Annotated in this window: 22 protein-coding genes, 1 pseudogene and 1 other annotated feature; of the genes and pseudogenes, 8 read left to right on the forward strand and 15 right to left on the reverse strand. The window is 37.0% G+C overall.

The features are described 5' to 3' along the window. Positions 1-213: 213 nt before the first annotated feature. The 5 genes and pseudogenes from COO03_RS04420 to COO03_RS28005 all read right to left on the reverse strand — a co-directional run. A complete protein-coding gene (locus COO03_RS04420) occupies positions 214-1,149 on the reverse strand; it encodes an ABC transporter ATP-binding protein (RefSeq protein WP_097895428.1) in 936 nt (311 codons plus the stop codon). Beyond that, entirely contained in the window at positions 1,142-2,185 is a 1,044-nt protein-coding gene (locus tag COO03_RS04425) for an ABC transporter ATP-binding protein (protein ID WP_097895429.1), read from the reverse strand. Before COO03_RS04425 ends, COO03_RS04420 begins: the two co-directional genes overlap by 8 nt. A gap of 19 nt (positions 2,186-2,204) precedes the next feature. Continuing rightward, complete coding sequence (gene opp3C / locus COO03_RS04430; RefSeq protein WP_097895432.1) at positions 2,205-3,221, reverse strand: oligopeptide ABC transporter permease; 1,017 nt, start codon at positions 3,219-3,221, stop codon at positions 2,205-2,207. Continuing rightward, a complete protein-coding gene (opp3b, locus tag COO03_RS04435) occupies positions 3,218-4,147 on the reverse strand; it encodes an oligopeptide ABC transporter permease (RefSeq protein ID WP_097895433.1) in 930 nt (309 codons plus the stop codon). The genes opp3C and opp3b overlap by 4 nt, the downstream gene beginning before the upstream one ends. A 127-nt stretch (positions 4,148-4,274) precedes the next feature. Continuing rightward, a pseudogene (locus tag COO03_RS28005) lies at positions 4,275-4,610 on the reverse strand (peptide ABC transporter substrate-binding protein); the annotation flags it as partial. A 319-nt stretch (positions 4,611-4,929) separates the two neighbouring features. Between COO03_RS28005 and COO03_RS04445 the strand changes: the two are divergent. Together COO03_RS04445 and trpS are read left to right on the forward strand one after the other, a co-directional pair. Then, positions 4,930-5,307: a DUF3899 domain-containing protein gene (locus tag COO03_RS04445; protein WP_097895435.1), complete on the forward strand. Its 378-nt coding sequence runs from the start codon at positions 4,930-4,932 to the stop codon at positions 5,305-5,307. Between the two features lie 101 nt (positions 5,308-5,408). Continuing rightward, positions 5,409-5,626: a binding site (T-box leader), on the forward strand. Positions 5,627-5,982: 356 nt separating this feature from the next. Next, complete coding sequence (trpS, locus tag COO03_RS04450; protein WP_097895436.1) at positions 5,983-6,972, forward strand: tryptophan--tRNA ligase; 990 nt, start codon at positions 5,983-5,985, stop codon at positions 6,970-6,972. Positions 6,973-7,286: 314 nt separating this feature from the next. Here the strand turns inward: trpS and COO03_RS04460 are convergent, their stop codons facing one another. From COO03_RS04460 to COO03_RS04490, 7 genes are all read right to left on the reverse strand, one after another. Then, positions 7,287-8,033 (reverse strand): YjbA family protein, encoded by a 747-nt coding sequence (locus tag COO03_RS04460; RefSeq protein ID WP_097895437.1) that lies wholly within the window; start codon positions 8,031-8,033, stop codon positions 7,287-7,289. Positions 8,034-8,223: 190 nt separating this feature from the next. Further along, positions 8,224-9,015, reverse strand: a complete 792-nt coding sequence (locus tag COO03_RS04465; RefSeq protein ID WP_097895439.1) for a DUF2268 domain-containing protein — start codon at positions 9,013-9,015, stop codon at positions 8,224-8,226. A gap of 518 nt (positions 9,016-9,533) precedes the next feature. Beyond that, the gene (gene fabF / locus COO03_RS04470; RefSeq protein ID WP_097895441.1) at positions 9,534-10,772 is read right to left on the reverse strand and encodes a beta-ketoacyl-ACP synthase II; all 1,239 of its coding nucleotides are present in this window, start codon (positions 10,770-10,772) and stop codon (positions 9,534-9,536) included. A 31-nt stretch (positions 10,773-10,803) separates the two neighbouring features. Then, entirely contained in the window at positions 10,804-11,736 is a 933-nt protein-coding gene (gene fabH / locus COO03_RS04475) for a beta-ketoacyl-ACP synthase III (protein WP_097895444.1), read from the reverse strand. Positions 11,737-11,961: 225 nt separating this feature from the next. Next, entirely contained in the window at positions 11,962-12,135 is a 174-nt protein-coding gene (locus COO03_RS04480; protein WP_097895446.1) for a ComZ family protein, read from the reverse strand. Positions 12,136-12,286: 151 nt separating this feature from the next. Further along, positions 12,287-13,135, reverse strand: coding sequence for an NAD-dependent epimerase/dehydratase family protein (locus COO03_RS04485; protein ID WP_097895448.1), 849 nt, complete (start codon positions 13,133-13,135; stop codon positions 12,287-12,289). Between the two features lie 57 nt (positions 13,136-13,192). Beyond that, on the reverse strand, positions 13,193-13,927 hold the full coding sequence (locus COO03_RS04490; RefSeq protein WP_097895450.1) for an alpha/beta hydrolase: 735 nt from the start codon (positions 13,925-13,927) through the stop codon (positions 13,193-13,195). Between the two features lie 157 nt (positions 13,928-14,084). On the opposite strand from COO03_RS04490, the gene COO03_RS04495 reads away from it, so the two are divergent. Beyond that, positions 14,085-14,267 carry a YjzD family protein gene (locus tag COO03_RS04495; RefSeq protein ID WP_097895451.1) on the forward strand — a complete coding sequence of 61 codons (183 nt, stop codon included), beginning with the start codon at positions 14,085-14,087 and terminating at the stop codon, positions 14,265-14,267. Positions 14,268-14,303: 36 nt separating this feature from the next. On the opposite strand, the gene clpB is transcribed toward COO03_RS04495, so the two are convergent. Together clpB and COO03_RS04505 are read right to left on the reverse strand one after the other, a co-directional pair. Beyond that, on the reverse strand, positions 14,304-16,904 hold the full coding sequence (gene clpB / locus COO03_RS04500; protein WP_097895453.1) for an ATP-dependent chaperone ClpB: 2,601 nt from the start codon (positions 16,902-16,904) through the stop codon (positions 14,304-14,306). A 205-nt stretch (positions 16,905-17,109) separates the two neighbouring features. Beyond that, positions 17,110-17,289, reverse strand: a complete 180-nt coding sequence (locus COO03_RS04505; RefSeq protein WP_026590465.1) for a YjzC family protein — start codon at positions 17,287-17,289, stop codon at positions 17,110-17,112. 495 nt (positions 17,290-17,784) lie between these two features. Between COO03_RS04505 and COO03_RS04510 the strand changes: the two genes are divergently transcribed. The 3 genes from COO03_RS04510 to COO03_RS04520 all read left to right on the forward strand — a co-directional run bounded on the left by COO03_RS04510 (position 17,785) and on the right by COO03_RS04520 (position 19,032). Beyond that, the gene (locus COO03_RS04510; protein ID WP_097895455.1) at positions 17,785-18,594 is read left to right on the forward strand and encodes a Cof-type HAD-IIB family hydrolase; all 810 of its coding nucleotides are present in this window, start codon (positions 17,785-17,787) and stop codon (positions 18,592-18,594) included. A gap of 99 nt (positions 18,595-18,693) precedes the next feature. Continuing rightward, the gene (locus tag COO03_RS04515) at positions 18,694-18,834 is read left to right on the forward strand and encodes a competence protein (protein WP_097895457.1); all 141 of its coding nucleotides are present in this window, start codon (positions 18,694-18,696) and stop codon (positions 18,832-18,834) included. Then, complete coding sequence (locus COO03_RS04520; protein WP_097895459.1) at positions 18,835-19,032, forward strand: DUF3813 domain-containing protein; 198 nt, start codon at positions 18,835-18,837, stop codon at positions 19,030-19,032. It abuts the gene before it with no gap. 26 nt (positions 19,033-19,058) lie between these two features. Here the strand turns inward: COO03_RS04520 and COO03_RS04525 are convergent, their stop codons facing one another. Beyond that, complete coding sequence (locus COO03_RS04525; protein WP_097895460.1) at positions 19,059-19,916, reverse strand: YitT family protein; 858 nt, start codon at positions 19,914-19,916, stop codon at positions 19,059-19,061. 107 nt (positions 19,917-20,023) lie between these two features. Here COO03_RS04525 and COO03_RS04530 point away from each other — a divergent pair, with 107 nt between their 5' ends. Then, positions 20,024-20,155: a DUF3941 domain-containing protein gene (locus COO03_RS04530; protein WP_097895462.1), complete on the forward strand. Its 132-nt coding sequence runs from the start codon at positions 20,024-20,026 to the stop codon at positions 20,153-20,155. A 127-nt stretch (positions 20,156-20,282) separates the two neighbouring features. Then, on the forward strand, positions 20,283-21,140 hold the full coding sequence (gene prsA / locus COO03_RS04535; protein WP_097895464.1) for a peptidylprolyl isomerase PrsA: 858 nt from the start codon (positions 20,283-20,285) through the stop codon (positions 21,138-21,140). The last annotated feature ends 188 nt before the right edge of the window (positions 21,141-21,328 follow it).

Here is a 21,328-nt window from a genome sequence, read left to right on the forward strand (position 1 = left end):
TTATGAAATTGATTCAAATAACAGCTTTGAAAATAAAAGGAAACTCTCCACTCATTCTCTCCTTTTGTTTTCATACGGCATGGGGCCAAAAAAGGTTCTGTCCGCTTCTATGCATGGGCGGGTCCTCTTCCCCACCCAAAAAGAAAGGGTTTATATCAGTTTCTAATTTGTATTTACATAAAAAAAAGCGACCTCTCAAGGCCGCTTTTTCTATTATTGATAGATTTCTTTATATTTCTTGTATTCTGCTTCTGAGCATAAAACAAAATGTCCAGGACGAATTTCTCGCATCGTTGGTACTTCATTTCCATATTGATGCTGAGATGGATCATACACAATCCGTTTACGATTGCGCTCATAGTCTGGATCAGGAAGCGGAATCGCTGATAATAATGATTTTGTATATGGATGAATTGGATTCTCATATAATTCATCACTGCTCGTTAATTCAACAATTTGACCACGATACATAACACCAATGCGATCACTAATGTATTTTACCATTGATAAATCATGGGCAATGAATAAATATGTTAATCCTTTTTCTTTTTGCAACTTTTTCAATAAGTTTACAACTTGCGCCTGAATCGATACGTCCAGCGCAGAAATTGGCTCATCAGCAATGATAAATTCAGGTTCTACAGCTAGCGCACGAGCAATCCCAATACGTTGACGTTGTCCACCAGAGAATTCATGCGGGAAACGGTTTGCGTGTTCTTTATTTAATCCAACTGTATTCAGTAATTCATGAACACGGTCCATACGTTCTTTTTTATTTTTTGCTAACCCGTGAATATCAATACCTTCTGCAATAATATCCCCAACTGTCATACGCGGGTTTAATGACGCATATGGATCTTGGAAAATCATTTGCATTTTACGATTAAATTTCTTTAATTCTGCTCGTGATTTTTTACCATGTACGTTTTCACCATCGAACAATACTTCACCAGCAGTTGCATCGTATAAGCGAATAATCGTTCTTCCCGTTGTCGATTTTCCGCAACCAGATTCTCCTACAAGCCCAAATGTTTCACCGCGGTAAATATCAAATGAAATATCGTTGACCGCTTTTACAACACCACCACTCACGTTGAAGTGCTGCTTCACATTTTTTACTTCAATTAATTTTTCACGTTGATTAGTCATGTTGTTCACCTGCTTTCATCTGAAGAATTCGTTTTTGAACGACTTCTGGCGGTTTCACTTCCGGCGCTTGCTCATGAAGTAACCATGTTGCCGCATAATGTGTATCACTTACTTTAAACAATGGTGGTTCCATTTCAAAATCAATTTTTAACGCCTGCGGGTTACGTGGTGCAAAAGCATCCCCTTTTGGCGGTTTCAATAAATCCGGAGGTGTTCCAGGAATTGCATATAACTCTTCCTCTGAACCATCTAAACTTGGCATAGATGCGATTAATCCCCATGTATACGGATGTTTTGGATTGTAGAAAATTTCATCAACCGTTCCAATTTCAACAACTTTACCAGCATACATAACAGCAACTCGATCTGCCACGTTCGCCACTACACCTAAATCATGCGTAATGAAAATAATTGCCGCTTCCGTTTTCTGCTGAATATCCTTCATTAATTCCAAAATTTGCGCCTGAATTGTAACGTCAAGTGCCGTTGTTGGCTCATCGGCAATCAATAATTTCGGATTACAAGCTAGTGCCATCGCAATAACAACACGCTGTCTCATACCACCAGAAAATTGGTGTGGATATTGCTTTAAACGCGCTTCTGGATTCGGAATTCCAACAAGATCGATTAACTCTAAAGCAACTTTACGTGCATCTGCTTTACCCATTCCTTGGTGCTTAATAAGACCTTCCATGACTTGATTACCAATTGTCATCGTTGGATTTAATGATGTCATCGGATCTTGGAAAATCATCGCGATTTCTTTCCCACGAACTTGTTGCATTTCTTTTTCCGTTAACTTTGTTAAATCACGACCGTCAAATATAATTTCTCCATTTTTAATGCGTCCTGGAGGGTTAGGGATTAATCCCATTAGCGCTTTCGATGTAACGGATTTCCCAGAACCAGATTCTCCTACAATCGCTAATGTTTCTCCTTTTTTCAAATCAAAAGTAACTCCACGAACAGCTTGCACTTGACCAGCATGTGTATCAAAGGAGACTTGTAAATCTTTTACCTCTAACAATGTTTTCATTTTACTTCTCCCTCCTCTTTTACTTACGCATTTTTGGATCTAACGCATCGCGTAATCCATCTGCCATTAAGTTAAATGCTAAAATTAACATACTGATAACAATCGCAGGGATGAACATCATATGTGGATATGTTTGAATTGATTTATATCCATCATTTACAAGAGAACCAAGCGATGCAAATGGCGGCTGAATACCAAGTCCAATGAAACTTAAGAACGCTTCACCGAACACCGCTGTAGGAATTGTAAACATTGTCATAACAATAATTGGTCCCATTACGTTTGGAATTAAGTGTTTCACAATTAATTGTGTGTTTGTTGCGCCTAATGTACGAGATGCTAATACATATTCTTGATTTTTCAGTTTTAAAATTTGTCCCCGCACAATCCGCGACATTCCAATCCAGCCTGTAATTGCCATCGCAAGTGTAATTGACCAAATACCTGAACCCATAATAATTACCATCAAAATAACGATAATTAAATACGGAATACCATTAATAATTTCCATGATACGCTGCATAATATTATCTACTCGTCCTCCATAGAACGCTGAAATACCTCCATATGCAACCCCAATTACTAAATCAATCGCTGCCGCTAACAGGGCGATATATAATGATACGCGTGTTCCTTCCCATGTTCTTGTCCATAGATCACGTCCAAGATCATCTGTACCAAACCAGAAATACTCTTTAATATCACGTTTTGCATATTGATCAACACCATATTGATCTTTACCATCAAACGGTAACCAATGAATGTTTTCGATTACTGGAATTTTTGGTGGCATTTTTGCACGACCTAAGTCTTGTTCTTTATAGGAATGTTTACTTACCATCGGCCCAAAAATTGCCATAAGTGTAATAATAATCAGTAATACAAGACCGAACATTGCCCCTTTATGCTGGAACAAACGTCTTCTTACATCTTGCCAAAAAGTTAAGCTTGGACGGGCAATGACTTCATTATCAACATTGCTTTGATTGGCTGGCTGAAATAAATCTGGAGATAATTTTTGTATATCTTTCATCATTTTTTCCCTCCCGCTAGACGAATACGAGGATCAATAATTCCGTATAAAATATCCACAATAAAGATGACTAAAATAAAGATTGCACTATAGAAAATTGTTGTTCCCATAATAACTGTATAATCATTTAATGTTATCGATTTAACGAATTGCTCCCCAAGTCCAGGTACAGCAAAAATTTGTTCAATAACAAGTGTCCCTGTAATTAACCCTGCAACCATTGGTCCTAAAATTGTAACAACCGGAATAAGTGCGTTACGAAGTGCGTGTTTCACAATGATAACGCCTTGACTAATCCCTTTTGCTTTTGCTGTTAAAATATAATCAGCCTGCATAACTTCAATTAATTCTGCACGAGCAAAACGCGCGATTGTTGCGATAACTGCCATTGATAAGGCGATAGTAGGCATAACTGTAAATTCAGGTCCCTTCCAGAATGCAACTGGGAACCAGCCAAGTTTTACACCTACGAAATATTGTAACAGTGCCGCAAATACGAAGGATGGTACCGACATTCCGAGTACGGAAATAATCGTTGCTCCATAATCGACCCATGTATTATTACGAAGTGCGGCGATAACTCCTAAGATTAATCCTATAAATGTACCAAACACAATTGCCTGGAAGCCAAGCTGTGCTGATGGCCCAATACGCTCGACAATCATATCTGTTACTGGACGATTATCATATTGGAATGATACTCCTAAATCACCTTTTACTAAGTTTCCTAAATAACGCGCATACTGAACTGGTAGCGGATCATTCAAACCATATTTTTCTAAAATGAGTTCCCTTTGCTGTGGTGATAATTTCTCTTGGTTTTTAAGTGGAGAACCCGGCAGTAATTTCATTAGAAAGAATGTTAATGTAGTAATTAAAAATAATGTTACAATCATGTACACGAAACGTTTGAATACATAACGTCCCATAGTCAAGCACCTCCCCATTTTTTCAAAAGCAACAAGATAGTTTAAAATATTCTTACTTTTATTTTTTTTAAAATTAAGAGTATATGCCCATCAGAGGCATATACCCTTGTAAACGATGGAATAAAAATTATTTTTGGTCAACAAATGTAAGTTTATAAGTCAGTTTACCACCATAATTAATCGGAATAATATCTTTCACAGCACCTTTTATCAAGGCAAGTGAGCATGTCCTTTTTAAAAGTTTAGCGCAATAACTGCATCTTCTTTCATTAACATCTTTTCAACCTGTAAAAGGTTATCCCAGTGAGCTTGTAAATCTTTCGTATCTGCTTTTGCTTTTTAAATTCACTCATCATACGTCGGATTCGAATATCCTGTTTTGTGTACCATTCGTAGCAAACATATCTACATATGAAATTAGATCTAGATAATTCTGACCTTCAACATTGAAAGCAAACTCATATTATCCTACCTCCCCCTAATTGCACTTCCTGTACCCAACTTATTAAAATAATAGAATTGAAAGAATAATCTCCAAGTTTCTACAATTTTCATTATACATATAATATGACGATTGTGAATATCATTTTTTGTTTTTTTGTTAAAATTTTTAATGAAATATTAATTTTTTTATTTTTCTGTAAAGGTATAACTTAACATTGATACCATCATATTGAAATAAAATACACAATTGCGTATAATTTTCAAATAATTACTTCTAGTACTCATTATAACTTTTATAGTATAATAATTCCAGTAGCATTTTGACGGAGGGGAACATTTTGAATAGACTTTTTTTTCATACCTGCATACTCATTTCATTTGCAATACTTGCTTCTAGTATTGGTGCTTTTTTATTTCCAACTCACTTTTTGTTGAATTTTGTCAATATTTCGTTTTATATCGCATTATTGTGTATTCTCTTAGGCGGTTTTTTATTCTTATTTCAAAGTGGATTTTTCAACGTAACGATATATGCCTTCCAAAAAGTGTTTGGAACAAATAAAAAAATTGAATCTCTAATTGAAGAAGAAGAGCCTGTTGATAAAAAAGAACGAATCTATAAAACATATTCATTCACATGGACGTATCCTATTTGTATTACAGGTGTTCTACTTGGAGCCCTCTCGACAATTATTAGCTTTACTATTTTGATGTAGTTTGCAAACAATCTTCCATATGATATAATAATTTGCAAAACATTTTGCTATTAAATAGCTTCAACTCTTGAATAGCAAGAGTTACGTTATAATAATTTCATATGCATGCGATGAGAAAGAAGAGTACATATTGCAGCAATTTCAGAGAGCTTGTGGCTGGTGTGAACAAGTAATTGTACAATATGGAATGGGCTTTTGAGCACCAAACCGAAACAACTGAGGAGTAGGCTTTGGCGTTATATCCAGCGTTATAATGGATACAAGAGATTTCACAGCCGTGAAATAATTAGGGTGGTACCGCGGTCCATTCGTCCCTATATCATTTGGGATGATTGGGCTTTTTTGTATTTAGAAAGCGGAAGCGGCTCGTTCAGAATGTGAGGGGGATGGAGCTCCTGACGTAGAGGCGTTCTTTGCCTCGCAGGAAGGCGCGAAGCCACCGATCATTCTTGCCGCTGGAGCTGGATTATATAAAAAGCGGAGGCGACTGCCTAGCCCTGGGTGACTAAGGTTCTTTTCCACAGAAGATGCTTTTTACCTTCTCGCGGGGAAGGTTCTTAGACGCGAAAGGCTAGGAGCCGGGGCTAGATTACACAAAAAGCGGAAGCGGCTCATATTGATCTACTTCCCCCACCCTTCAATAATACATACCTAAAATTTAAGGAGGAATTACTTATGTCAGTTATCTTTTCTGGTATTCAACCAAGTGGAACAATTACACTTGGGAACTATTTAGGAGCTATGAAGCAATTTACAGAACTACAAAACGAACATGATTGTTATTTCTGCATTGTCAATCAACATGCTATTACAGTGCCTCAGGATTCTGTACAACTTCGTAAAAATATCCGCAGCCTTGCTGCACTATATGTCGCTTGTGGTATTGACCCTGAAAAATCAACTTTATTTGTGCAATCAGAAGTACCAGCACACGCTCAGCTAGGATGGATTATGCAATCTATCGCATATGTTGGAGAATTAGAACGAATGACACAATACAAAGATAAATCATCAGGCAGAGAGTCTGTTCCAGCCGCTTTACTTACGTATCCACCGTTAATGGCTGCTGATATCTTACTTTATAACACTGAAATCGTTCCAGTTGGTGACGACCAAAAACAGCATATGGAATTAACACGTGATTTAGCAGAACGTTTCAATAAACGTTACCGTGAAATATTCACAATTCCGGAAATTCGCATTCCAAAAGTAGGGGCACGTGTTATGTCATTAACAGAGCCTACGAAAAAAATGAGTAAATCTGATCCAAATCCAAAATCAATGATTAGCATGCTTGATGAGCCTAAAACAATTGAAAAGAAAATTAAAAGTGCAGTAACTGATTCTGACGGTATCGTAAAATACGATAAAGAAAATAAGCCTGGTATTTCCAACTTATTAACGATCTATTCTTCATTCACAGGCAAAACAATCGAAGAACTAGAAACTTATTATGAAGGAAAAGGATACGGTGACTTTAAAGGCGATTTAGCGAAAATCGTTGTAGAAGCAATTCGTCCAATCCAAGAAAAATATAACGAACTAATCAACTCTCCAGAATTAGATGAAATTCTAGACAAAGGTGCTGAAAAAGCAAACCGAGTTGCAATAAAACAACTACGTAAAGTAGAAAATGCAATGGGATTAAGCAGAAAACGTAGATAATGATAAAAAGCGGAGGCGACTGCTTAGCCCTGGGTGGATAAGGTTCTTTCCCACAGAAGGTGCTTTTTACCTTCTCGTGGGGAAGGTTCTTAGATGCAAAGGGTTAGGAGCCGGAGCTGGATTATATAAAAAGCGGAAGCGGCTCGCTCAGAATGTGAGGGGGATGGAGCTCCTGACGTAGAGGCGATTTTTGCCTCGCAGGAAGGCGCGAAGCCACCGATCATTCTTGCCGCCGGAGCTGGATTACAAAAAAAACTGCACCTCCAGTTGTTAGACTGTATCTAACAATTGGGGTGCAGTTTTTTTACTGCTTTTTAATTTACCTTTTGCTCATTTTCCATTTCCCATAGTTTCTCAAAAAATGGTTGTCCTTTTACAAGGCGTTCACATAGCTGTTCATGCTTCTCCGACCAGCCATATTTTGCTTCTTCATAAAGACGCTCCCAAACGTCTTCAAAATTCATATGTTGAACTGTTCCATAAGCTGATGGATCCCACTCTGTATACCAATAGCGAATTTCAGCTGGATTTTTCGTTGTATGTAGTTGATCTAACGCCATAAATAGCAATTGCTTTAATTGTCTTTCTTTACGTGTTAAACCATTCATGATATAAGGTGATGGTGATAAAATGTGATGCTCTTTTTGAATTTCTTCTACTTGAAACTCATACGTTTCTGCCTGAACATTCTCTACCATCTCATATACCATCTGTTCTTGACGCGGTATAAGTCTACTTTTTCGAATTGGTACATTGTAGCCAATTGAATCTACTGCAATAATTCCTTTTCCATCTGTAACAACAAAACAGTACTCTTGTTGCAAACGTTCATGATTTTTACGAATATACGCCTTATGATGTACGTCTTCCAATAACTTTTGCGGAAGTTCCAATAATTCGTTCTCGATGTAATGATATAATGTGGAATCTACTTTTAATAATGGCACTTGATCTAATAACTCAATCGTATCATCCTTCCGCCATTCGTAAAAATGACAAACGTTATACCCATTTTCTTCACCTTCAAACCAATTCACCCATACATCATGCAGATATAGCATTTTCTACCCCTCACTTCACTACTGTTTGTACATCTCATTATGTTCATTTTTTGTAAAATTTATTCCATTCAAGGAAATATATTCTACTTATTATTTCTTCACCGCACCTTACTTCCATTCTCACCATAAAAAAACTTGGCAGCACCAAGTTTTCAATTCAGCATTTGAAATTTTCCTAATAGACTGCCCGTTAATGCGGAATAAATGTATTAGCCTTATTTAATATGTGCTTTGCATCTATAGATAATAAAGAAAGTGTATTTTCTCGTTCAAGTTCTACACACTCTTTTACAATATGAAATCCAATTGCATACCCAAGCATCTTTGGATACTTGCGCATCCCAGTTAGTAAACAATCATGTTCCCTCGTTCCTCTCTTCATATCTACTCTATCTTTTACAATCTTCTCCCAATAATATCGTGCTTCTTCTTTTGTAAAGTATAACGTCCAAGGTGCACATTCTTCCTCTGTATGCCTTTCAGTCACAGCCTGCTCCGCTAATCCCTCCATAATCATTGTATCTAATAATGTATAGTCCTTTTCCCTATTTTCAATTTGATGTAACCGACATATATGATGATATTCATGCGTCAGCAACGCTTTTAATTCCTTCACTGAATTTTTGCCGCATACAAATAAAAAAATAACATGACGCATTGTTAAACCAGCTTTTCCGTTATACTCTTCTTGCACAGTTTGATTATATGAATCTGATAACAAAATAAAGACAGGGACATCTGGGCCTTTTAACCATTTTCTTAGCTCTTCATACTCTTTAGATAACTCTTTCCAAATCTGCTTCTCCTCTAACTGTTCAATCTCCTTTTCCCCTTCTCTTACCGGGCGATACATACCTTTAGAAACTAAAAATTGATACAGTCTCTCTTTTGGCAATGGAATGTATTTTGTAAACTTCTCACAAAGTTTTTCTGGACGTCCATAATACAAATGTAGCCAATCTGCCGTTTGAATAATCCCCATCCTCACCTCTCCCCTCTCTTCTATACATATGCAAGAAAAGGAGCAAACGCGAAATGATGAAGTGAAACTTTTGTCAGTGGCGTTTTCCTACACACCTCTCCCGGCTATGAAGTCAAAAGCTGACCTTTTCTCACACTCTCCTTTTGGCTTCACTCGGCATGGGGCTCAAAATGGCCCTGACCGCTTCTACGCATGATCGGACGCTCTCTCCCAACCTAAAAAGAATGGGTTTTGATTTATAAATAAAGAGGGTGTTTTACATAACACCCTCTTACTACATTATTTATACGCTTTAAATACTAACACTGCGTTATCACTACCCAATCCTTCCTAATTACGGCTATGGACACAAAAACTAACCTACTCTTACTTTCTACTTTTGTTTTTACATGGCATGGGGCTCAAAAAGGCCCTAACCGCTTCTATGCATGGACGAACTCTCTCTCCCACCCTAAAAAAAGGGGTTTGATTTATAAATAAAGAGGGTGTTTTACATAACACCCTCTTACTACACTATATTATTGATATTTTTTAAATACTAATACTGCGTTATGACCGCCGAATCCTAATGAATTACTTAATACAGCACGTACTTCTTGATGTCTTGCTTTGTTTGGTACGTAATCTAAATCACATTCTGGATCTGGTGTTTCATAATTAATTGTTGGAGGAATAACGCCATCTGTAATTGACTTAATAGAGAATATCGCCTCAACAGCTCCAGCTGCACCTAATAAGTGGCCTGTCATTGATTTTGTAGAGCTAATCGCTACTTTATATGCATGCTCACCAAATGCCTCTTTAATTGCCATCGTTTCATATTTCTCATTTGCACCTGTACTTGTACCATGCGCATTAATATAATCAATATCCTCTGGCTCAAGACCTGCATCCGCTAACGCTTGACGTATCGCACGAACGCCGCCTTCACCACCAGGAGCAGGAAGTGTAATATGGAATGCATCACCTGTTGCACCATATCCAACAAGTTCTGCATAAATGTGTGCACCACGTGCTAATGCATGCTCTAACTCTTCTAGTATAAGAATGCCGGCACCTTCTCCCATTACAAAGCCACTTCGATTTTTATCGAATGGACGACAAGCAGTTGCTGGATCCTCATTAAATGTTAATGCTTTCGCCGAACTAAATCCTGCAAATGCCATACTTGTTAACGGCGCTTCTGCACCACCTGTAATCATTGCATCTGCATCGCCGCGCTGAATGACTTTAAACGCATCACCAACAGAATTTGCTCCTGATGCACAAGCTGTCACAGAACAAGTATTAATTCCTTTTGCACCTGTAGCAATTGAGACTTGACCCGCAGCCATATCAGGAATCATCATTGGTATCAAAAATGGACTTACACGGCGAGGACCTTTTTCCGTAAAGATTTTAAATTGTTCTTCATACGTTTCCATACCGCCAATACCAGAACCGATCCATACACCAATACGTGGTGCAATTTCTTCTGTAATGTCCAACTTCGCATCTTCAACTGCCATCTTCGCTGCTGCTACCGCATATTGTGTGAAGCGATCCATACGACGCGCTTCTTTTTTATCAATATATTTTTCAACTTCAAAGTCGTTAATTTCTGCTGCTACTTTTGCAGGAAATTGTTCCGGATCTAATCTTGTAAGCCGGCCGATTCCAGACACACCATTTTTAATGTTTTCCCAAGCTGTTTCAACATCTGTTCCAATCGGCGTAACAGCTCCTAGTCCTGTAATTACGACACGCTTTTTTTCCATACAAAATACACTCCTTTTTTTCTCTCAGTCCTTATTTGCCCCAACGAAGAGCGACTGCTCCCCATGTTAATCCGCCGCCAAAGCCGACTAATATAATTAAATCACCGTCTTGAATACGTCCATTTTGCAATTCCTCTACCATTGCAATTGGAATTGAAGAAGCTGATGTATTTCCGAACTTCTCAATTGTCATACTCATTTTTTCTTGCGGTAAATTTAATCTTTCTCGTGCAGACTCCATAATACGAATATTTGCTTGATGAGGAACTAAGAAATCCACATCTTCTTTCGTAAGACCTGCTTTTTCTAAAACACGAAGACAAGAATCACCAAGCTGACGAACAGCAAATTTAAAGACTTCTCTTCCGTTCATCATAACATATTCATCTTGGTAAAGGTGCTTACCACCACTTCCGTCCGCTCCTAATTCGAATGAAAGAATACCTTTTCCTTCTGAAACAGGCCCCATTATAACAGCCCCTGCTCCGTCCCCAAATAGTACAGCTGTATTACGATCATTCCAGTCTACAATCTTAGATAATTTATCACTACCAACTACTAATACATTTTTATAAGTTCCAGTTTGAATAAATTGCTGCGCTGTAATCATTCCGTACATAAAGCCCGCACATGCTGCACCTAAATCCATTGCTGCTGCATGTTTCGCACCAATTTGTTCTTGAATTACACAAGCAACGGCCGGAAAAGAACGATCTGGCGTTACTGTTGCAACTAAAATAAGGTCAATTTCTTCTCCACTAATCCCTGCATTTTCAATTGCTTTCTTGGCAGCTTCTACAGCCATATATGAAGTATCTATTGTATCATCGGCAATGCGTCTTTCTGCAATTCCCGTTCTTGTACGAATCCATTCATCAGATGTATCCATGATTTTCTCTAAGTCTTGATTTGTGACTACTTTCTCTGGCACATATCTCCCGATCCCTAAAATGCCTACATTCACTTTGCAGCCCTCCGTTTTATATCAATTATTATGACTTGGTACTAATTTTAAAACATAAACGTTTTTTTGTCTAGAATATATTTCGAAGCAAAAAATAAAGCCGACAAATTGTCGACCTCCCCCCCCACAGAGAAACAAAAAACAATAGGGAATAACCGCCCGTAAAAGCCCGATTGGTGAGGGCTAATAATCCACGGAATATTCCCCACTTATAAAAGCTTCACTTTATCTTTCTGCTTTTCCAAGCTCATACGCTTCACTCATAACCTTCATTAGTAACTCTAATACCGGCTGCGCTTTTTCCATATCAAGTGCAATTCCATTATCATCTAAAATTGCTTTTGCCTCCGGTAAATGTTTCATAGCGATCTGTAAAAATTGCATATTTTTTTCATTCATATTTCTTCATCCTTTCAGTGAAATAAAACTTTCATCAATCAAGATTCCTTCATATCCGCCTAACTTCTTTGCCTTTACGTAAATTATCACCTGCAAAGAGCTGGATAAAAAAGCATGGACCTTTCATTCATACAATAGTTTACCACGTGTTTCAACCTTCGTATAACTTCTTATATTTTTTCAAATGTGTCAATTGTTTATTTAAACCGAATTCTAACGGTGTATTTTTCCGAATACAAACGCTCTCTATAGCTGCTCTCTTTGCCTCTTCTGTATGCTGACTCCATTTATCATCAGCATTTAAAAGAGTCATTCCCTTTTCCCACAGATTTTTTTTGCCACTAATTAGATTATACACACCTAGTTTTTCTAAATCGGTCCCTCTCTCCCATAAATATTCGCACACATCCTCAACGTAAAGAATATCACTCCCTTTTTCATATGGAACGAACGGGCATTCATTCTGAGCAAGTTCTGAAAGGATAAGTTGATGATAGCTCATAAATACCGGTTGCCAAGGTCCATATAATGCAGGAACACGAAATATATGATATGGAAATCCCCCCTTCTTTATTTCCTCTTCTACTTTCGTAAATAATCGTTTATTTTCCGATTCTTCCTCCTCATTCCCTATTTCAATAGAAGAAATTACATTTAACTTCACTTTATTTTTTTCACACATATGTGTAACACGCTTCAAATATTGCAAAATGATTCTTTCATTCCGAAATCCACTTTGCTGATTTGGTTCACATAAACAAAAGTAAGTCGCGTCAAAATGTCCCTTTTCTACTGCCCTCCATTCATTTTCATCCCTTATGGAAGAATACGTAAACAAAGCATTCCGTCCAATTAAAAATAGCTTTTCTTCACTTATTTTTGACATACTCTCGAAATCAGCAAAATCAAATCCATATACTTCTACTTCTTCTGCAAGCATTTTATTTACAAGGTGATAACCTACAAACGTAAGTGCACCTACAATAAGCACGCGTTTCATGTCACCAACCCTTTCTTCCCTCTAAACAATAGCTCCTCATTTATGTATATTGGAGCTTCATAACTCTTCTTCATACTTTTTAAAGAAACTACATGTCTGCTGAATCATTTTATATTTCACATCTTGTAAATGAAATAATAAAGAGGTCTCACAGTTTCCATGCACTCGCTTTTTCTCATATTCACGTAATAATTGCTTACGTTCTTTCTTTTCTTGTGTAGATACAAAAATTTTAACAGGTACACATGAAGGAAGGTTTAAAAATGTTTTTTTCTTAATTTGTGCCGCTAACTCAGCTTCTTTCACATCATACGCAAGTAATAATTCTCTTACCAATCTTTTATAGAAAAACTTATGTTCTTTTTCAAATTCCACATGCGCAGGTAAATCTAGACATGGGCTCAACATGACAACAGATCGTACACACTCAGGATATTGATTCATCATCTCAAGAGCTACAAGTGCACCCATTCCATCTGCAAGAATATGAATTTTTTCATTTAATGTTTCTTTCCTCATAACAACATGATATAAACGCTTTGCTAAACGAACTGATTGATCATTCCCCCAGTGTCTTCCATATAAATTAGATGAAAAGACCGTATACCCTTTCTGTATCAGCCCATTCAAGAAAGATGCTCTCCCTTCGTGCTGCATCCATAAACTTGTACTATTCTCAATAAAATAGTTGTAGTCGCCAAGGAGCATAACGCAAAATCCATTTGGTTTCTCAGGTAAATAAATGACGCATGGTTCTTTTTCTAAATAGAAAAAACGTTCCGTAATACTCATCTTTCTCCCGCCTTATTTTCTAAACATAAAAACTACTCCTTTATAATGTATGACCGGAATACAAATTTGCTTTGAAAAATCTACAAATATTTTTTCTATATTCTTTTTTCAATTGTGTTACAATAAGGACAGATTGAACGAATAGGGGTGTGAAAAGATGCGCGTAATTTGGGCCTTTATTTGGTCGTTTATGCTTGTACATATGATGAGTTATGTAATTAGCTCTATGACTGGCGGTATATACGATTTTAAACAAGCGTCTATTTTCTCAGTTGTTCTTGCAGTTCTTGTAATGGCAATTGCAGCAGTAATTCCAAACGAACCAGTAGAACAACACTAATAAAAAAAGAGTTCGGATTCAATCCGAACTCTTTTTTTACTCTACATGAACAATTAGTTCATTATTTTGCACATCAACAACTACATGACTATTATCAGTAATTGTTCCTGCAATTAATTCTCTTGCTAGTTTTGTCTCAATTTGACGCTGTACATATCTTTTTAACGGACGCGCTCCATACATCGGATCGAATCCAGATTCTACAACAAATTCTTTTGCGGATTCCGTTAATTCCACTGATATATGACGATCTACTAAACGTCCTTGTAATTCTTTTACAATTTTATCAACAATTCCTTTAATTTCATTTGTTGTAAGTGGTTTAAATAAAATAATTTCATCCACACGGTTTAAAAACTCTGGGCGAAAATGTCCTCTAAGATTTCCCATAACAAGCTCTCTCGACTCTTCTTTAATAGAGCCATCTTCTTGTAAACCTTCTAATAAATATTCTGACCCAATATTTGATGTCATAATAATAACTGTATTCTTAAAGTCCACTGTCCGCCCTTGCGAATCTGTAATGCGTCCATCATCTAACATTTGTAATAAAATATTGAATACTTCTGGATGCGCTTTTTCAATTTCATCTAATAAAATAACAGAATATGGTTTACGACGCACCGCTTCTGTTAATTGTCCGCCTTCCTCATAACCTACATATCCAGGAGGAGCTCCAATTAGACGCGATACAGCATGTTTTTCCATGTACTCAGACATATCAATACGTATCATTTGTTCTTCACTATCAAATAAAGATTGCGCTAATGTTTTGGCAAGTTCTGTTTTCCCAACACCTGTAGGTCCTAAGAAAATGAACGAACCGATTGGACGATTCGGATCTTTAATGCCCGCGCGCGCACGAAGCACCGCATCTGCCACAAGATTGACCGCTTCCTCTTGTCCAATGACACGCTCTGATAAAATTTGTTCTAAACGAAGTAATTTTTCACGTTCTCCCTCAACAAGTTTTGCAACTGGAATTCCCGTCCAACGTGAAACAATATTGGCAATCTCTTCTTCACTTACTTCTTCACGTAATAGACGATTTTCCTGTCCATTATGCGCTCCCGCTTCTTCCGCTTCTCTTAACTCTTTTTCCACTGCTGGAATTTTCCCATGGCGAAGCTCTGCTGCTTTATTTAAATCATAATTTCCTTCTGCTTCTTCTAGTTCACGGCGCAGACGCTCTAAATTTCCACGCAAATCACGAACTTTATGAATTTCTTCTTTTTCTTGCTGCCACTGCGCACGCATTCCACTTGCAACTTCTTTCAAATCGGATAATTCACGTTGTAATGTCTTTAATCGTTCTTGACTACCGCGATCCGTTTCTTTTCCAAGGGCAGCTTCCTCGATTTCTAACTGCATAATACGGCGCGTTACTTCATCTAATTCTGTTGGCATCGAATCGATTTCTGTTCGAATGGTTGCACACGCTTCATCAACAAGGTCAATTGCTTTATCTGGTAAAAAGCGATCGGATATATATCGATCTGATAATACAGACGCTGCTACAATAGCGCGGTCATGAATATTTACACCGTGATAAATTTCAAAGCGCTCTTTTAAACCACGTAAAATAGAAATCGTATCCTCCACAGTCGGTTCTTCTGCTAATACTTGTTGGAAACGACGTTCTAGCGCCGGGTCCTTCTCAATATATTTTCGATACTCATCTAAAGTAGTCGCCCCAATACAATGAAGTTCACCGCGTGCAAGCATCGGTTTTAACATATTTCCTGCATCCATCGCACCTTCTGTTTTACCAGCACCAACAATCGTGTGAAGCTCATCAATGAATAAAAGAATACGTCCTTCACTTTTTTTAATTTCATTTAATACAGCTTGCAAACGTTCTTCAAATTCCCCGCGGAATTTTGCACCAGCTACAAGTGCACTCATATCTAAAGCAAAGATTGTTCTATCTTTTAACCCTTCTGGTACATCTTTTCTTACAATTCTCTGAGCTAATCCTTCAACAATCGCCGTTTTACCAACGCCAGGTTCTCCGATTAAAACAGGATTATTTTTCGTCTTACGTGAAAGAATACGAATGACACGGCGAATTTCGCTATCACGACCAATTACAGGATCAATTTTCCCTTGTCTTACTTCCGCTACTAAATCACGGCCATATTTCTCTAAAGCTTCATATGTTACTTCTGGATTTTGACTAGTCACTCTTTGATTCCCCCGAACTGCCATTAAAGACTGTAATAATATATCTTTTGTAATATGGAACTTTGTAAATAGATGATGTATATCACCTTTTTCTTCGCAAAAAGCAAGCAATACATGTTCCACTGAAATATAATCATCTTGTAACTTTTTCGCTTCAGACTCCGCTCTCACAAGCAGTTGCTGTAAGGCGCTCGTCACATATAATTTTCCCGCTTCTGCTCCGCTTCCAGTTACAGAAGGCTTCTTCTTAATTAAACTTTCTACACCTTTCGTTAACTCTTCTATATTGACATTCATTTTTTGAAAAATACGTACTGCTAATCCATCTTGCTGCTCTAATAATGCGAGTAACAGATGAACAGTGTCCACCTCTTGATGATGATGAGATACCGCTAAAGATTGGGCACTCATAATCGCTTCTTGTGTTTTTGTTGTCATTTGATTTAAGTCCATCTTTAAAGCCCTCCAAATGTTTGACTTTCTTTGACCTTTAATTTAATTATACGCCAATTGTCTTTTTTGTACAATGAATTTGATTATGAATTTCAGACTTAGCTTTTGAAGAAGTGCGTCGAACATACATCCAATCAATCTTCACGGAATCTCTCCATTTCCGACTCTCTAATTAAAAAGGCCGCAATATAAATTGCGGCCTTTCTTACGGTTTTCTCTTATATGTCCACTGACGATTTTGGTTCGAATTTTCAGGAAATCTTTCACCAGCAGTTAATTTTACCATTTGAGGATCTTTCACCATACTTCCAGTTTCCCCAATCTCTACGTAGATTCCATCATTTGGTGCTTTCTGTCCAGAACGAAACCTGCGATTTTGTCCCATTTTCATTCTCCTTCCATGACATCTTTACACCAGTAGTATATCCATTTTCAAAAAAAGCTTTTCTGTCATGTTTAGGAAACAAAGAACATCTTGTATGATCCTACATATATATAAATTTACATAATAAAGCAGGAAAAAAAGTAACATTTGTTGAAAAAAAAGAAACCGACCTATTCTTGGCCAGTTCCAAAGGAGAGTCAAACATATACGAGAAGATTACATGTTCATTATAAGTCTCATTACCGCGGCAATGTAACCCTTTTCACAAATTGTACAAAATGAAAGAAACATTATTTGAACTTTCTAAAAAATCATTGACTTTTCTGATTTCCAATGAGAAATGGTAGACACTCACCTGTTTCTCGACGTAAGATGAATATATAAAGAACCTTCCATTCTTGGATGTTTCTCTATACGCTTTCCAACCTCTTATTTCTGCATATTAAAAACGGAAATACAGATAGAAACAAAAAAATTTTCATAAGAGGTGAAAACATGAAAAAACAACATTTAATCGCATTAGACTTAGATGGCACTTTACTAACAGACGATAAAATTATTTCAGTACGAACAAAGCAAACGATCGAAAAAGCAAAAGAGCAAGGACATATTGTTGTCATTTCAACAGGACGTCCATTTCGCGCTAGCCACACTTATTATAAAGAACTTGGTTTGAACACACCTATCGTTAATTTTAATGGTGCTTATGTTCATCACCCACTTGATGCAAATTGGGGAACGCATCATTCACCTCTCGAACTTTCAACTGCTCAAGAGATTGTTCGAGCTTGCTTTGATTTTGGAGTGAAAAACATCTATGCTGAAGTTATGGATGATGTATATGTCCGCGAAATTGACGAAGATAAAAAACATATTTTTGAATTTGGTTCTCCAAATATTTTCACAGGAGATTTATTGAATATTTTACAAGATCATCCAACGTGTTTACTCATCGATGCACTGGATGAGCAATCAATTGCTATTCGGAATCATTTAACAGATATGCATGCCGAAGTCATTGATCACCGAAAATGGGGAGCTCCTTGGCCAATTATTGAAATTGTTAAAAGTGGTCTCAACAAAGCAATCGGACTTCAAAAAATTTCTAGTCATTATAACATTCCAAGGGAGCGAATTATCGCCTTTGGTGACGAGGATAATGATTTTGAGATGATTGAATATGCAGGTCACGGCATCGCAATGGGAAATGCTATCCCTGAATTAAAATCATTAGCAAATCATACAACATTAACAAACGAAGAAGACGGCATCGCTCTTTATTTAGATGAGGCGCTTGGATTGTAATCTAAAAATTCCCTACTTATAGTTTGACCCAAAACGTTCATACTATAATCAGACACAGCAATGTGTCAGTTGTTTTCTGCTAAAAAGGGGGAATTACGAATGGGAAAAAAGAACAAATCAAAACGTTTCACCCAACAAGGGGCTGATGCTGTTAAGATGCATGCTGCAAGATTCCCGCACCGCAGTACATTAGCTGAGGCAGAAAAAGAACGAAACAACTCTTCTCTTGGAGGGGTTTAAATGGGGAACTTATTATTCCAGCAGGCGCGAGATGCTGTTTCAAACGCCATTTCTTGTTCAAGTGGCCAAGAACAACAAGAACTCGTCTATCGAGCAAAGAACGCTTTGCGGTCTGCTTATGCAAATTCTTCCACTGCTGAGAAAGTGCAATTACGTGAAATGCAACAGCAACTACAGAGCGTTACTAGCGCACATTAAAACAAGAGGACCAAACTTGGTCCTCTTTAATCTTTTCTAAACAGTCCAAATACCCCAACGGTTTGGACTACATTTGTAAATGCTCCTGGGTCCACTTGTTTAATAATTCTTTCTAATTCATATAATTCATAACGAGTAATAACTATCATTAGCATTTCTTTATTTTCATTTGTATAAGCACCTGTTGCTGGTACAGTTGTAATCCCTCGCACTAACCGTGCTTGAATCGCCTTTCGTACATCCACACCATTTGTCGTAACGATAAATGCTGTAATTTTCACATGACGTGTATGGATTGCATCAATAATCCGTGAAGATACATACAACGTGACTAATGTGTACAACGCTTTTTCCCATCCGTACACATAACCAGCAGCAATAATAATGATTGCATTAAAGAAGAAGAAATACGTTCCCACAGGTTTATCTTTTACCTTTGACAAAATCATTGCAATGATATCTAAACCACCTGTAGAAGCACCCCATTTTAAAGCAATCCCTACCCCAATCGCGGAAATGAGACCACCAAAAATAGCATTTAATATAATATCATGTGAAACGGCCTTTACTGGTATAATTTCTAAAAATAGTGTCATAAATACAACACATAAAAAACTAAATAAAGTAAACCCTTTTCCGACCTTTTTCCACGCTAAAATAACAACTGGAATATTAAATAAAGCAAAAAGAACCCCTGTTGATATATGTATCGATGCAAAATCACTTAATACTTGCGAGAGCAACTGAGACAATCCTGCAAAACCACTTGCATATACCTTTGCTGGCGTTAAAAATAAATTCATTCCAATGGCATTTAATAAACCTGCAATGATAACAACAATCAATTTCTTCGTTAATTCAGCATAATTTAATTTAAAGTCCATATCTCATCCGCCTTTATAGATTATGAGTTCATCACTACCAGTATACATAGTCTTTACGAAAACGGAAATGATAAACATGCAACCATTTAGAAATGGAGTTGATACGCATGCCACACACAAGCGATAACGACAAAAAAGCACGTGATAATAACGCAAAGCGTGCTCAAAAAAATGAACAGGAACAAAAGAATATTCAGCAAGGAAAACGTGCATATTCAAAAAAAACAAATCACATTTAGCCCCCTAGTACATCAACAAAATTGTTGATGTACTTTTTACATTTTACAGGAAAAAACATCTCGAATTCACTTCGTGTTCACTTCTCTATTTTACAATAGCAATAACATATTTAGATGAGGTGCTAGTATGAAAGGAAAACAATTATTGATTGTGACAGCAACCATTGGGACGTTAATGCTGTCTGCTTGCGGAACAACAAGTAGTTCCGAAGTCATCGCAACATCGAAAGCTTCAACTATTACAAAAGGTGATTTTGATAAGCAATTAAAAGATCGTTACGGAAAAGATATGCTATACGAAATGATGGCACAAGATATCATCACAAAAAAATATAAAGTATCTGATGATGAGGTTAATAAAGAATTCAAAAAAGCGAAAGATCAATACGGTGACCAATTCAACTTAGTACTAGAAAGTAATCGCTTAAAAGACGAAGACGACTTTAAGAATCAAATTAGATTCAAGCTCGCAATGAATAAAGCAATCAAGCAAAGTATTACAGAAAAAGATATAAAAGATCATTACAAACCTGAAATTAAAGCAAGTGATATTTTAGTAAATGACGAAAAAACCGCAAATGAAATTAAGAAAAAACTTGACGAAGGTGCTTCCTTTGAAGAATTAGCAAAACAAGAATCTCTAGATCCAGTTTCGAAAGATAAAGGCGGGGATCTTGGATACTTCGGACCAGGTAAAATGGCTCCTGAATTTGAAGACGCTGCTTATAAACTAAATGTTGGCGAAATTAGCGCCCCTGTCAAAACGTCACAAGGCTACCATATTATTAAACTTACTGATAAAAAACCATTGAAACCTTATGATGAAGTAAAAGATTCTATTCGTAAAGACTTAGAAGAACAACGTTTAGCAGATAATACAACAGGTCAAAAAATATTACTAGATGAATTACAGAAAGCTGATATTAAAGTAAAAGATAGCGATTTAAAAGATACATTCTCCCGCCTTTCAGGACAGCAGAAATAAAGTGAAACTTTAATCAGTGGGGGGGCATCCCCACTGATTATCAGCCCTCACCAATCGGGCTTTTACGGGCAGTTTATCCCCTACCTATTTTCCTCGCTTTTCTCTAAATCTTGAGGTGGGGGATATTACTGCCCGTTAATGCGGGATAAAAAAAACGAACAAGCATGCTAAAATGTACCCTATAGAAT

The organism is Bacillus sp. AFS098217, assembly GCF_002551815.1.
Taxonomy (GTDB): domain Bacteria; phylum Bacillota; class Bacilli; order Bacillales; family Bacillaceae_G; genus Bacillus_A.

Bases quoted from the DNA above. Each gene is read 5' to 3' on its own strand.
- COO03_RS04420 (WP_097895428.1), bottom strand. From the start codon at position 1,149: ATGACTAATCAACGTGAAAAATTAATTGAAGTAAAAAATGTGAAGCAG.
- COO03_RS04425 (WP_097895429.1), bottom strand. From the start codon at position 2,185: ATGAAAACATTGTTAGAGGTAAAAGATTTACAAGTCTCCTTTGATACA.
- opp3C (WP_097895432.1), bottom strand. From the start codon at position 3,221: ATGATGAAAGATATACAAAAATTATCTCCAGATTTATTTCAGCCAGCC.
- opp3b (WP_097895433.1), bottom strand. From the start codon at position 4,147: ATGGGACGTTATGTATTCAAACGTTTCGTGTACATGATTGTAACATTA.
- trpS (WP_097895436.1), top strand. From the start codon at position 5,983: ATGTCAGTTATCTTTTCTGGTATTCAACCAAGTGGAACAATTACACTT.
- COO03_RS04460 (WP_097895437.1), bottom strand. From the start codon at position 8,033: ATGCTATATCTGCATGATGTATGGGTGAATTGGTTTGAAGGTGAAGAA.
- COO03_RS04465 (WP_097895439.1), bottom strand. From the start codon at position 9,015: ATGGGGATTATTCAAACGGCAGATTGGCTACATTTGTATTATGGACGT.
- fabF (WP_097895441.1), bottom strand. From the start codon at position 10,772: ATGGAAAAAAAGCGTGTCGTAATTACAGGACTAGGAGCTGTTACGCCG.
- COO03_RS04480 (WP_097895446.1), bottom strand. From the start codon at position 12,135: ATGAATGAAAAAAATATGCAATTTTTACAGATCGCTATGAAACATTTA.
- COO03_RS04485 (WP_097895448.1), bottom strand. From the start codon at position 13,135: ATGAAACGCGTGCTTATTGTAGGTGCACTTACGTTTGTAGGTTATCAC.
- COO03_RS04490 (WP_097895450.1), bottom strand. From the start codon at position 13,927: ATGAGTATTACGGAACGTTTTTTCTATTTAGAAAAAGAACCATGCGTC.
- COO03_RS04495 (WP_097895451.1), top strand. From the start codon at position 14,085: ATGCGCGTAATTTGGGCCTTTATTTGGTCGTTTATGCTTGTACATATG.
- clpB (WP_097895453.1), bottom strand. From the start codon at position 16,904: ATGGACTTAAATCAAATGACAACAAAAACACAAGAAGCGATTATGAGT.
- COO03_RS04505 (WP_026590465.1), bottom strand. From the start codon at position 17,289: ATGGGACAAAATCGCAGGTTTCGTTCTGGACAGAAAGCACCAAATGAT.
- COO03_RS04510 (WP_097895455.1), top strand. From the start codon at position 17,785: ATGAAAAAACAACATTTAATCGCATTAGACTTAGATGGCACTTTACTA.
- COO03_RS04515 (WP_097895457.1), top strand. From the start codon at position 18,694: ATGGGAAAAAAGAACAAATCAAAACGTTTCACCCAACAAGGGGCTGAT.
- COO03_RS04520 (WP_097895459.1), top strand. From the start codon at position 18,835: ATGGGGAACTTATTATTCCAGCAGGCGCGAGATGCTGTTTCAAACGCC.
- COO03_RS04525 (WP_097895460.1), bottom strand. From the start codon at position 19,916: ATGGACTTTAAATTAAATTATGCTGAATTAACGAAGAAATTGATTGTT.
- COO03_RS04530 (WP_097895462.1), top strand. From the start codon at position 20,024: ATGCCACACACAAGCGATAACGACAAAAAAGCACGTGATAATAACGCA.
- prsA (WP_097895464.1), top strand. From the start codon at position 20,283: ATGAAAGGAAAACAATTATTGATTGTGACAGCAACCATTGGGACGTTA.